We start from the raw sequence: 13,361 nt of genomic DNA on the forward strand, positions 1-13,361 counted from the left end.
TGGTTCAATTTGCTACAACGGCACCCTTTTCCGGCATTTCAAAAAGATCATCATCAAGAGCATCTTCTGTCAGTACAACATCTGCGAAACTGACCTGATATCGTATCCTGCCTGTGTAATCGCCTTCTAATGTGTAGCCTGTCAGAACTCTTGGAAATACCAATCCTCCTGCATCCCGATAGTCCTCGTATTTAAGGGCATTTAAGTTAGGTTCTGGACTATCGAAAAACGTAACTGTGTAGAGTACCCATTCCAATTGATGGGTTTCTGGGTCAGCTAACATGTAGTATTGGTCATCAGGGCTATCTCCTTTATCACTGGCAAAGCTTACACTGTAGGTTTCATAGCTTTTGCCATTTAAGGTGCGATCTTCGATCTTCTCCACGCTCACTCCAGGATCTGTGAAAATGTAGGGAATACTGAAAAAGTAGAAATATAGATTGTGATAGAATCTTACGGAAGGCCCCCCAAAAGCTTGTCTGTTGGGGCTAATCCAAACTTTCTCCCCATCAAAGCCTATTTGAAAATTTTGAGCATCGATTCTACCTTTTCTCGAATCCAAATTGAAAAAGTGATTCTCTTGAGTCAGATTAGTTTCATGAAACATGGTGTAAGAAAAGGCTTCTGCATCAAGCCATCGGCTCCAATCTCCATGTGCATCTAGCACTTGTTTGAAATCCTCAGGTTGATTAGCCCGCGGATCTGGTTCCTTTTCTGTGCAGGCAAATATTGAGAGTAGAAGCAGTATAAAGTAAGAGTTTTTCATGATTGGTGGTGATTTCGGCCTCAAGTTAAAAAAATGCCAATCATTTCCTTTTTTTCAATTTGAAGTCTTTCTCCGACCATTCAAATATTTTTTAGAATCAATCTTAATAATCTTAATTTTTCCTTTTAATTTTGACCAAATCTAAATAAGGATAAAGAATGGCAGCCACAAATCCCCTTTGGAAAAAAGTCCGCAAACTCTTCAATGATATTCACCTTTACGCAGGTCTGATTTCTGGATTAGTTGTCATCCTTGTTTGTCTTAGCGGGACGATTTATGTCTACAATACTGAGATCAAAGAGTGGGCAGATTCAGAGCGGTATTTTGTGGAAGAAGAGGGGAGTAGACTTTCTTTGGATGAATTGAGAAGTAAGGTTGAGTCTCAAATTGGCGGTGAAGTCACTTCTGTTTTTGTGAGTGAAGATCCAAGCCGAACCGTGCAGTTTAGCTTATTGAAAGAGGGTGAAAAAGGTCGGGGTACTACCTTTTTTGTCAACCCTTACTCTGGCGAAGTCGTTGCAGATAATTCGGAGCGAACAGCAGCAGAAGAATTTATGAGTATGCAGTTTTCACTGCATCGATGGTTGTTGATCGACCGAATTGAAGAGCCTTTGCTAGAAAGCATGAGCAATCGGGAGCTAGGCCGTTTGATCAATGGAATAGCCACTTCTTTATTTTTATTAGGGGTATTAACAGGAATGGTAATTTGGGTACCCCAAAAGGTCAATAGCTGGCGTCAAGGTCTCAAAGTGAAATGGTCAGGAAACTGGAAGCGGGTGAATCATGACTTGCACAACACCTTGGCATTTTATTCCCTAATCGCTTTGTTTATCATGTCTGCAACGGGATTGTTCTGGTCATTTCAATGGTACCGAGAAGGTTGGCAGAAGACGTGGGACACTTATCAGCCACCTAAAGAAGAGCAAAAAGGAGTGGAGGCCATTGAGATAGTTCCTGGACCGGCTCTTCAGTTTTCTTTAGATAAGGCGTTAGCAAAAGTAAATGAAACCCTTCCTTACAGCGGAAACAGCAGAATCAGCCTTCCGAAGGACGACTCCGAATCCATCAGTATCAGTAAATACCGAACGGGTTTTTTTGCCAGATCAGGGTCGGATCAACTGCAACTTGATCAGGCTAGTTTAGTGGTGAAGGAAAGCAAGCTTTTCTCAGATATGACTGTCAGACAGCAAATTGGCCGCTCGGTGAAAAGCCTACACACAGGAGAGATTTTTGGCACCTTTACAAAGTTTCTTTGGTTTGTCGCTTGCTTGATCGCTACTTCTCTTCCTATCACCGGGACGTTGATTTGGTGGAATAAGCGGAAAAAGAAAAAGCCAAGTAGCAAAAAGAAAAATGTCAAGGAAAGACAGGTGGAAATGGCTTAATTTTCAAATGCAGTGAGTTTCTTGATTTTTTAAGGAAACTTTAAAGAAGAAAACCTGCATTTTTCCTAAAAATCCCGAAATTTTGGCTCATGAGAATTCTCATTGTAGAAGACGAGCCGGGTATATCTAATTTTCTTAAGCAGGGTCTTGAGGAGGAAAACTTTGCTGTAGACATTTCTGATAATGGAAGAGATGGTCTGAATTTAGCCCTTACTGGGGAATATGATCTACTATTGCTCGACTGGATGGTTCCGGGAATTAGTGGAATAGAGTTGACTAGGCAGTTTCGAAAGGAATTCAGCTCCACGCCAATTATATTCCTCACGGCCAAGGATACGGTGGATGAGACCGTTTTTGGCTTGCAGGCAGGTGCGAATGATTACATCAAAAAGCCATTTCACTTTCAGGAGCTGCTGGAAAGAATTAGAGTACAGCTAAGAAAAGTAAATCAAGAGCCTGAGGTTTTGACTTTGGGGCCTTTTCGTTTAGAACCATTGAGTTTTAAGCTTTTCAAAGAAGAAAAAGAAATTCCCCTGACTCAGAAGGAGTTTGCCTTATTGGAGTTTTTGATCCGAAATAAAAATACGGTTTGTAGGCGAACTCGAATCATTGAGTCGGTTTGGGATATCCATTTTGAATACAACACCGGTGTGATTGATGTCTTTATCAATTCACTTCGGAAAAAACTGGGCATTACGAAGGATCAGGACTACATTCAGACGATCCGTGGGGTGGGTTATATGGCTAAAGAATAGATAATGAGTGTTTCCTACAAAAAACAGCTTTCCCGCAGACTCACACTTTTAGTGGCTGGTATTTTTTTGGTGGTTTTTGGGGTGATCTATGGGGTGGTCTACGTCACGGTGGTTTCAAGCATAGATCGTGAGCTACGGCTAGAGACGGATGAGCATAAGGATCAGATTTTCATCGTCAACGGTGAGATTCGCTTTCTTCACAAAAATGAATGGAGTGAAATGGAGCATAGTCAGATCCAGCTGAATCCGATTTTTATTGAGATTGTAGATCCAGAGGGGAAAAGTATGGATCGATCTCCTAACCTGAGGGATAATCATCTTGAATTTTTCCCCGACCGAGCTAATTCGGGGCAGGCCTGGACTCTTAAAGCAGGCTCTCGCTATCTGCGTCAGATGCAAATCCCGCTACGGAATGCAGGGAAAATGGAAGGCTTTCTTTTGGTAGCTCAATCTTTTGATGATGCACAAGCCCTTTTTACCAAGTTGAGGTGGATTCTTTTAATTCTTTTCCCGATTGTACTGATGATTGTGTATTGGATGATGCGCGATCAGGCAAATCGGACTGTCCGGCCTATTCAGCAGCTTATTCGCAAAGCCAATCAGGTAACTCAAAGTAATTTGAGCGAACGAATTCAGTCCCCCGGCAATCAAGAGGAAATCACCCAGCTTACGCATGCCATTAATGATCTTTTGGGCCGGTTGGAGAAGGCCATAAAACGAGAGCAGCAATTCACCTCAGATGCTTCTCATGAGCTACGAACTCCCCTCTCGGTGCTCCGAGGCACCTTGGAGGTGATGATCCGCAAGCCACGCACTCCTGAAGAATATGAGCAAAAGATCGAATTAGCTCTTCAAAGTATCGATCGGATGACAGGAACAATCGAGCAATTATTGGCTCTTGCACGTGTCGAAAGCGGGCAATCCATTGTTCTGGAAGAGCTTGATTTGCTATCTTTTGCAGAAGAAGTAATAAGTAGAAAATCAGAATCAACACGGAAGAAGATTGAATTTGTTTCTCAGCTTGGGCATCCTGTATTTGTTTTGACAAATGAGAAATCGCTACAGATAATTTTAGACAACTTACTGGACAATGCTTTCAAATACGCTGGAGACTCAGCTCCCCTTTTCTTGGAAGTTGGAAAAAATGATAAAGAGGTCTATTTGAAAGTTTCAGACCATGGAGTCGGAATTTCTTCTGAAGACTTACCGTATATTTTTGACCCATTTTTTAGAGCAAAATCCAGTCATGGATCAAAAAAAACTGGAGCTGGGTTGGGGCTAGCCATTGTGAAAAAACTTTGTGATGAGTTGAAAATCCGACTTTCCGTAGAAAGCCAAGCTGGGAAAGGGACCTCGTTTAAGCTTTCCTGGTAAAATCTTAAGGGAATCTTAAGGAAACACTAAAAGCCACCTAAGACTTCTGTGGTTATTTTGTGTCAAAAGAGACCCACATTATGCTTGATTCGATTATTCGATGGAGTTTAGCCAATAAATTATTAATCGGCATTTTTATAATTATTTGGATTGGATTTGGAATCTATTCCCTTACGAATATTCCCATTGGAGCTGTTCCCGATGTTACGAATAATCAAGTCCAAGTAATCACTACTTCTCGAAATTTAGCCACTGAAGATGTAGAAAAATATCTTACTTACCCAGTCGAATTGGAAATGGCCAATTTACCAGGGGTAAAAGAGATTCGATCTGTATCCAAGTTTGGTCTGTCTGTAGTCACTATTGTATTTGAGGATGATTTGGGTACATACCTACCCCGACAGCTTATCGCAGAGCGCCTCAAAATTGCTGAAGAAAATATCCCCGCAGGTTTTGGTAGTCCTACCATGGGACCTATTTCTACAGGTCTGGGAGAAATCTATCAATACATCATCGATGTAAAACCTGGGTATGAAAGCAAGTATTCGATTACGGATTTGAGAACAATTCAAGATTGGGTGGTCAAACGTCAGTTAGCAGGGATTGACGGTGTCATTGAAGTCAATACTTGGGGAGGTTTCTTGAAGCAATATGAGGTAGCGATTAATCCTGAGCGACTTAGAGCGATGGACATAAGCATAACTGAGGTATTCACTGCCCTTGAAAAAAACAACTCCATAGCAGGTGGAGGATATATCGAGAAAAACAACCAAAGCTTCTTCATCCGTGGTGAAGGATTAACAGGCTCACTGGAGGATATCGGCCAAATCGTAGTGACCACTCGGTCAGGATCTCCCATATTCATTAGGGATATTGCCTCTGTAGGGTTCGGAGCTGCCAATCGATTTGGTGCAATTACCGCCAACGGAGAAGGGGAAAAGGTTCTGGGGCAGATCATGATGCTAAAAGGAGCTGACTCTAAGCGAACCATCGATCGTGTGCGTGAGCGAATTTCCCAGATAGAAAGTTCCTTGCCTGAGGGCGTTTATATTAATGGATTTTTGGATAGATCTGAGCTCATAGGGCGGACTACTTTTACAATAAGCGAAAACCTCATTTTAGGTTGTTTGATCGTCATCTTTGTCGTAGTCCTTCTTTTGGGTAATATTCGGTCGGGCTTGGTAGTGGCTTCTGTCATTCCACTTAGTTTGCTTTTCGCGCTTTCCCTCATGTATATTTTTGGGGTTGATGCCAATTTGATGAGCTTAGGAGCGATTGATTTTGGGATAATCATCGACGGTGCAGTGATCATCGTCGAATACATTGCCTATCAATTTACCAAATCTTCCGATGAGCTTTTAGGGTTAAATAAAGTACAGCGGATAGCGAAGAGGGATGATATTTCATTCAAAGGAGCATCCAAGATGATGCATTCTGCCATTTTTGGGCAGATAATTATCATTATAGTATTTATTCCGATTTTATCTCTTTCTGGAGTAGAAGGTAAAATGTTCCGACCAATGGCAGAGGTATTTAGCTTTGCACTGGTAGGGGCTATGATATTGGGATTGACATACGTTCCAGTTGCTTCCTCCTTATTCTTGAAGGCTGACAAGCAGGGTCCAAAAAATATATCTGTTCGGTTAATTAAAGCAATTAACAAGGCCTATGAACCATCCCTTCGCTGGGCTTTGAATCATACAAAGATAGTTTTGGTTGCTGCAGGAGGTATTTTGATTTCGGCTGTTTTGATTTTTTCCTCCATGGGATCAGAGTTTGTTCCCACCTTGGATGAGGGTGACTTTGTGATACAACCGGTACTAAAAACAGGGACTTCGCTTAGTAGCACAGTAGAAACGATTACCAGCATTGAAAATATTTTGTTGGACTTTCCCGAGGTCAAGCAGGTGGTGACACGAATTGGAGCTGCAGAGATTCCCACTGATCCCATGTCTATGGAAGAAAGTGATGTAATCGTGACCCTCCATCCGCCTAGCGAGTGGACTACCGTGGAATCAAAAGATGAATTGGCCGATAAATTCAAGGAAGCTCTGGAGATTATTCCTGGGCTTGATTATGAGTTTACCCAGCCGATAGAGATGCGCTTCAATGAATTAATTACCGGAGTCCGTGCTGATTTGGCTATTAAGGTCTTTGGGGAAGATTTAGACGAGCTTTTGCGCTTAGGAGAGGAGATTGAAAGTGCGATCCAAAATGTCGATGGTGCTGCTGATATCATCATGGAAAAAGTAGACGGTTTGCCACAGATGAAAATAGAATATGATCGATCTAAAATTGCCAAATATGGACTCAATATTTCTGACTTGAATTCTCTTGTTACCATGGGCTTTGCAGGGGAGGTGGCAGGTACTGTTTTCGAAGGAGAAAAGCAGTTTGATTTGGTTGTGCGTTTTGACGAGGATCATCGAAAAAACCTTCAAAGTCTGGAAAACACTACCGTGAAATTGGAAGATGGTAGTTCTGTTCCTTTTTCGGAATTAGCTGATATTTCCTACACGAAAGGTCCGGCTAAAATATCACGAGATAATACTCAAAGGAGAGTGGTAGTCAGCGTGAATGTCCGTAACCGAGATTTACAATCTGTAGTAGATGACATTCAACAAATCATCAATCAAAAAATCAATCTCCCTGAAGGATATCGAGTAGACTATGGCGGACAGTTTGAGAATCTTCAGCAAGCTAGGTCAAGGCTTTTGATTGCTGTACCAGTCGCTCTGATTTTGATTTTTATCCTGCTGTATTTTGCCTTTTCTTCCGCTAAAGATGCCTTAATGATTTACTCTGCCATCCCGCTTTCAGCAATAGGAGGAGTATTTCTACTTTGGTTCCGGGATATGCCATTTAGTATTTCCGCAGGGGTAGGTTTTATTGCCCTCTTTGGTATAGCGGTCTTGAATGGGATCGTGTTGATAGAGCACTTCAAATCATTGGAGACCAAATTCACATCAATAAAAGACTTGGTTGTTTTTGGAGCTAAAGAAAGACTCCGTCCCGTCCTCCTGACTGCTTCAGCTGCGGCTCTAGGGTTTTTACCGATGGCTATTTCATCATCTGCTGGTGCAGAGGTTCAGAGACCATTGGCCACAGTGGTAGTAGGAGGCTTGGTTTCGGCGACAGTATTGACTTTAATCGTATTACCAGTTTTGTATACGCTATTCCATGAAAAGCAATTGGCACTCAAATGGTCATCTAAGCCTTTGGTTATGTTTTTCATGTTGATGTCATGGGCTGTAAAACCTTCTTTTGGCCAAGAGCAGGAAAAACTAGGTTTGGAGGAGGCATTTTCCATAGCCATTTCTCAAAATATAGACCTTCAGGCTTCCAGGAAAATGCTAGAGCGATCGGAGTCTCAGGTTGGGGCAGGTTGGAATATCGGAAAGACCCAGGTTTCCTATGGTTGGGATGAAAATGATATTGCCGAAAACGGAGTCTACAACCGCGTGTGGAGAGTGCAGCAGCAGCTGGAGTTTCCTTCAGTCTATGCAGCAAGGACAGCAGTCTTGAAAGCCGAACTGGAGCGAAGTCAGTCAGAATATCTTTTGCGTGAAAGACAAGTCAAAAAGGAGGTTTCGGCAGCCTACCTCAAATCATTTTATGCCCGAGAACGAATCTATAATTTGGTTTATCTGGACAGTATTTATGGGCAGTTTGCGAAAGCCTCGGCACGTCGTTTTGAGTTGGGAGAAAGTAATCTGCTGGAGAAGCTTACCGCAGAAAGCAAGGAACAGGAACTTTCGATACGGCTGAATGCAGCCCGCCGGGATTATGAATCCTCACTGATAGAATTGAGGAGATTACTTTTCGTGGAGGATAGCTTAGTTCTTGCCGACGAAGAGCCTTTGTTGAGTTTGCAACAAAATGACGAAATAACTCATCCCCTGACTATGATGCTGGAAGCCGAAATCCGAAAGGCAGATTTTCAGGTCAAGGAGGCGAGAAGGAGTTTTTTGCCTGACCTGAGTCTGGAAGTTTTCAATGGCAGTAATCCTGGGATCAATGCCCAGAATTACCCTGGATTTCAAGCGGGCGTTTCTATTCCCCTGTTTTTTGGATCAAATAAATCCAAATTGAATGCGGCTTCATTCTTCCAGGAAGAAATTCAACTCCAATCTCAGGCTGTGACTCAATCATTAAATGCACGAGGTGAGCAGCTGAAAAATGAAATTTCCAAAAACCGCTCGACTTTAGATTATTATGAGGAGGAGGGACTTAGCCTTGCCGAGCAATTGGAAACACAGGCTACCCGATCTTTCCAGGAAGGTGAAATAGACTTCCTGCAGCTAGTACAACTCCTCGAAAATTCCCGGAATATCCGACTTCAATACTTACAAAGTAAGCTGGACTATCAGCTTGCTAAGCTCGAACTCATTTACTTGACGATCTGATGAATTTACATTTAAGAAAAATCTCATTTATTCTCTTATTCCCTTTGGCTATATCCTGTCAGAAAAAAGACGATTCGTCGGGAGGAATAGAAGTAGAGGCGGCAGAAGTAGCAGCTTCATCTCAGATTCAACTTTCTCAAAGCCAGTTTAATGCGTTGAAGATGGAGTGGGGATCTATAGAGGCTCGAAATCTATCTGAGCAACTCAGTCTTCAAGGCATGGTGCGTGTACCCACAGAAGGGCGGCAGGACGTTTCTGCGATTTACGGGGGCTACGTTTCAGGCCTTACTCTAATTGAAGGTGAAGCCATTCGACGTGGTCAGGTTTTGTTTTATCTCGAGAATCCTGAGTTTGTCAATCTTCAGCAATCCTATCTGGAGACCCAAAGTCAGATGGACTATTTGAAAGCGGAGTATGATCGTCAACAGACCTTGTATTCCGAGCTGATTTCTGCACAAAAAAACTTCCTGAAAGCTGAGGCTGATTTTCGGACAGCTGAGGCCAAATTGGCTGGTTTGGAGCAGCAGCTCTTACTGCTAAATATTGACCCAAAAGCGCTTGAGCCGGGAAAAATTCGCTCAAAAATCCCAGTTTATTCCCCCATCAATGGCTTTGTGGAAAGTATTCATGCAGTGCCGGGAAGTTATCTCAACGCCACAGATAAAGCACTGACTTTATTGAACCGAGATCACCTGCATGTAGAGCTAATTGTGTATGAGAAGGATGCTAGGAAATTGAAAATTGGCCAAAAAGTAACGGTTTCAATCCCTGATTTGAAGGAAGATCAGATCCTGGCAGAGGTCTATGTCATCAGTCAATCTATCAATTCGGAAAGACAAGTAATGGTGCACGCTCATTTAGTAGACGAAAGCATGGAAAAACACTTAGTACCGGGGATGTACTTGGAGGCAAAGTTAGATTTGGAGGATAGACCATCAAAGGTAGTTCCGGAAAGTGCTGTAGTAGAGGTAGATGGCTTGAATTATATTTTGATTCAAAGTGGAAAAACGGAAACCGGCTACCTCTTGGATAAAGTAGAAGTTCAAATAACGGGAAGCCAAGAGGGATATTTGGCGATTAAACCTGCCATTGATTTGGATGAAAGTGCAGTTATTTTGACCAAAGGGGCGTTTGGGTTGGTTTAATGATTCTAATCTAGTTGAAATCTGATTTAAATTTCCATTTTTTAATGTATAGTATTTATATACTTTTTTAGATAATGATTTTTTAAAAATTTATAAACATTGGGCTCTTTGTTAAGCTCTTTTTACTTATTAAAAACTGCTTTATTTTAATTTAAATGGCTTTTTTGGTGGTTTTAACTTTGAGGTAATTCATTTTTTGATAATGCTAAATTAAAGTCTGAGAGTTTTGTAAAGTTTAGCTTTGGTAAAATTTCTAACCAAAACTTTTACCTATTAAAAATCTTTACAAACCATGACTGCTAATCAAAGCATTTGGAGAGGATTAATGACATTGATGATGTTATTTGTTCTCAATTTTTCCTCCGCCCAGCAAGCGAGGATCACAGGAAAAGTAAGCGATCCAAACAATCAGCCTCTACCAGGGGCAACTGTTTTGGTCAAAGGAACAACCCGTGGAACTGTCACGGATGTGGATGGAAGCTATGCAATTGAGGCATCTGCCCAAGATGTGCTCGTCTTTTCATTTGTAGGCTTCGAGACTCTCGAAAGAACCGTGGGTAATTCTACGATAATTGACATCACACTCTCTGAGGGCGTCGCCCTCACTGAAGTAGTTGTAACTGCCCTGGGAGTGGAGCGGGAGACAAAAGCTCTTGGCTACTCTGTGCAGGAAGTGCAAGGAGATCAGTTTACGGAAGCGAGAGAGACCAATGTGATTAATTCCCTTAGCGGAAGAGTTGCAGGGGTTCAAATTACAAATGGTACTTCAGGCCTTGGAGGTTCTACACGGGTGACAATTCGGGGGGAATCTTCTTTAAATATCAATGCCAATCAGCCGCTTTTCGTTGTTGATGGTATTCCGATTTCCAATAATGTTGTTGGTTCGTCGGGCTCTGGAAATCAGGAAGTAGACTATGGAAATGCCGCCGGTGAGATCAACCCGGATGATATCGCGTCCATGACAGTCTTGAAGGGTCCTGCCGCGGCAGCCTTGTATGGTAGCCGTGCAGCGAATGGCGCGATTTTGATTACAACCAAAAACGGAAAAGGTAAAAAAGGCCTTGGAGTTACCATTAATTCCAACACAACTTTTGACAATCCTTTAGTATTGCCTCAATGGCAAGATAAATATGGTCAGGGTAATAACGGCCAATTTGAATTTGTCAATGGTGCCGGAGCTGGTATTGCTGATGGAGTGGATGAAAGCTGGGGACCTGAAATGGACACCGGCTTGCTTATTCCGCAATTTGATTCACCCCGATCTGTTCCGGGTTTTAGAGGAGGAGATTTGAATGCTCCTGCGGGAAGTACGATTACCCCAACGCCATGGGTCTCTCAGCCGGATAACATCAATGACTTTTTCCAGACAGGTGTGACGCTTTCAAATAACGTCTCTATTGCAGGAGCTAATGATAATGCCAATGTCCGTCTTTCTTGGACCAATCTGAATCAAAAAGGAATTGTGCCCAATACAGATTTGAAGCGAAATACTATCGCTCTAAATGGGGGAATCAATGTGACAGATAAGCTCTCTGTAAATGCAGCTGTCAACTATCAAAATACCAATAGTGGCAACAGACCTAATATCAGCTACGGTACGGAGAACTTAATGTATTTGTGGATTTGGTACGGTAGACAACTTCGTACTCAAAACCTGCGGGATTACTGGATGCCGGGATTGGAAGGGGTGCAGCAGTTTAATTACAACTATAACTACCATGATAACCCTTATTTCAATGTTTATGAAAACACCAACGGACAGGACAAAGGGAGGATATTTGGGAATATCATGGTGAATTACAAATTTACTGACAAGTTGAGTTTGATGCTTCGTACTGGTCTGGATACCTACAATGAATTGAGGGACAGACGAAGAGCATTTAGTACTCAGCGATTTCCTAGAGGTAATTACAGAGAGGATGCAGTGTCTTTTTCTGAGCAGAACTCTGATTTTCTCTTGACTTATTCTGAGACCACCAAGCCGGTTTGGTCCTACAGTATCGCACTAGGTGGTAACCAAATGCGACAGGAAAATAGATTTCAGCAAACCATTGCTCCACAATTGTTGATTCCTGGTATTTACAACTTCACCAATACAGCTGTGAATCTTCAGGTCAATCAGTTCAATTCAGAAAAGCGAATTAATTCACTTTATGGATTCGGGCAGATTGGTTTCAAGAATATTTTGTTCTTGGATATTACTGGTAGAAATGACTGGTCATCTACACTACCTGTAGAAAGTAATTCTTACTTCTATCCATCAGCGACTTTAAGCGCGATCATATCAGATATGATTACACTGCCGAGTGCTATTTCCTTCTTGAAGGTTCGAGGTGCTTATGCAGAAGTAGGTAATGATACAGATCCATTTAGCCTGACTAATGTCTTTAACCCACAGGTAGCTTGGGGATCAGATCAGGCTAAGACAGAATCAAATCGATTGGCCAATGCCAACTTAAAGCCTGAAAGAACAGGGTCCTTTGAAACTGGATTGGATATTCGCTTCATGGAAGGAAGAGTTGGATTGGACTTCACGTATTTTGACAATCGTACCCGTAATCAGATTATACCAATCGAACTGGATATTGCCACTGGTTATGCTTCTCGAATTATTAATGCCGGTGAGATTCAGAATAAAGGGATTGAAGTGGTTTTGAGTGGTGCTCCGGTAGTCTCACAGAATGGCTTCAATTGGAACTTCCTAGCCAATTTTACCAGGACTCGTGGTCGTGTGTTGGAATTGACTGATGGATTGGATGCATACACCCTTACAAGTAGAAATGGCGCAAATATCCAAGCTAGAGTCGGTGAAAGAATGGGGAATATATATGGGGTGGGATTCCTCCGAGTTGAGGATCCCAATAGCCCATTCTTTGGCGAAATCATTCACAACTCTACCGGTACTCCTCTTCGTGACCCTGAGCTGAAGCTTCAAGGAAACTATAATCCTGACTGGATGCTAGGTCTCCAGAATAATTTTAGCTACAAAGGAATTTCCCTGGGAGTCCTTTTTGATTATCGTCATGGAGGCATTGTGGTCTCTCGAACCAAAACCATCGGTAGTACCTCCGGTCAGCTTGAAGAAACTCTTTTGGGAAGAGAGAATGGATATGACCTAAGTGTAGAAGGAAACGGGATAGTCAGTCCCGGAGTGGTTCAAAATAGTGATGGATCCTACTCTCCAAATACGGTAAAAATCACATCCAGAAACTGGCACAACCGTTATTACGAGCGAAACAATGTAGAAGCTGCCAAATATGATGCTACCTTCTTGAAGCTACGAGAAGTGACGATCGGGTACACTATTCCTCGTTCCGTATTGGGTAGGTTGCCTATCCAGGATGTGAAAGTATCTCTGGTAGGTAGGAATTTAGCCCTGTGGACAGAAAACCCGCATTTTGATCCAGAGACACTTTCTATGTCTGGAGGGACACTTCAGCCTGGCGTAGAAAATATGGCTTTCCCTTCTACTCGAAGTGTTGGCTTCAATATCAATGTCAAATTCTAATTCAGTACTGAAAATCAAAATT

General features: G+C 42.2%; 7 protein-coding genes. 6 read left to right on the forward strand and 1 reads right to left on the reverse strand.

The window, feature by feature from the left end; genetic code table 11:
* Positions 1-4: 4 nt before the first annotated feature.
* A complete protein-coding gene (locus tag G457_RS0100230; RefSeq protein ID WP_026944678.1) occupies positions 5-766 on the reverse strand; it encodes a DUF6503 family protein in 762 nt (253 codons plus the stop codon).
* A gap of 158 nt (positions 767-924) precedes the next feature.
* Between G457_RS0100230 and G457_RS0100240 the strand changes: the two genes are divergently transcribed.
* The 6 genes from G457_RS0100240 to G457_RS0100265 all read left to right on the forward strand — a co-directional run bounded on the left by G457_RS0100240 (position 925) and on the right by G457_RS0100265 (position 13,339).
* Complete coding sequence (locus G457_RS0100240) at positions 925-2,151, forward strand: PepSY-associated TM helix domain-containing protein (RefSeq protein WP_026944679.1); 1,227 nt, start codon at positions 925-927, stop codon at positions 2,149-2,151.
* An 89-nt stretch (positions 2,152-2,240) separates the two neighbouring features.
* Positions 2,241-2,906, forward strand: a complete 666-nt coding sequence (locus G457_RS0100245) for a response regulator transcription factor (protein WP_026944680.1) — start codon at positions 2,241-2,243, stop codon at positions 2,904-2,906.
* A 3-nt stretch (positions 2,907-2,909) separates the two neighbouring features.
* On the forward strand, positions 2,910-4,280 hold the full coding sequence (locus G457_RS0100250) for a sensor histidine kinase (protein WP_026944681.1): 1,371 nt from the start codon (positions 2,910-2,912) through the stop codon (positions 4,278-4,280).
* Positions 4,281-4,360: 80 nt separating this feature from the next.
* Entirely contained in the window at positions 4,361-8,686 is a 4,326-nt protein-coding gene (locus G457_RS0100255; RefSeq protein WP_026944682.1) for a CusA/CzcA family heavy metal efflux RND transporter, read from the forward strand.
* Entirely contained in the window at positions 8,686-9,831 is a 1,146-nt protein-coding gene (locus tag G457_RS20790; RefSeq protein WP_035482890.1) for an efflux RND transporter periplasmic adaptor subunit, read from the forward strand. The genes G457_RS0100255 and G457_RS20790 overlap by 1 nt, the downstream gene beginning before the upstream one ends.
* 292 nt (positions 9,832-10,123) lie before the next feature.
* Positions 10,124-13,339 (forward strand): SusC/RagA family TonB-linked outer membrane protein, encoded by a 3,216-nt coding sequence (locus G457_RS0100265; RefSeq protein ID WP_026944683.1) that lies wholly within the window; start codon positions 10,124-10,126, stop codon positions 13,337-13,339.
* Positions 13,340-13,361 lie beyond the last annotated feature (22 nt).

It is taken from the genome of Algoriphagus marincola DSM 16067 (genome assembly GCF_000429405.1).
GTDB classification, from domain to species: domain Bacteria; phylum Bacteroidota; class Bacteroidia; order Cytophagales; family Cyclobacteriaceae; genus Algoriphagus; species Algoriphagus marincola.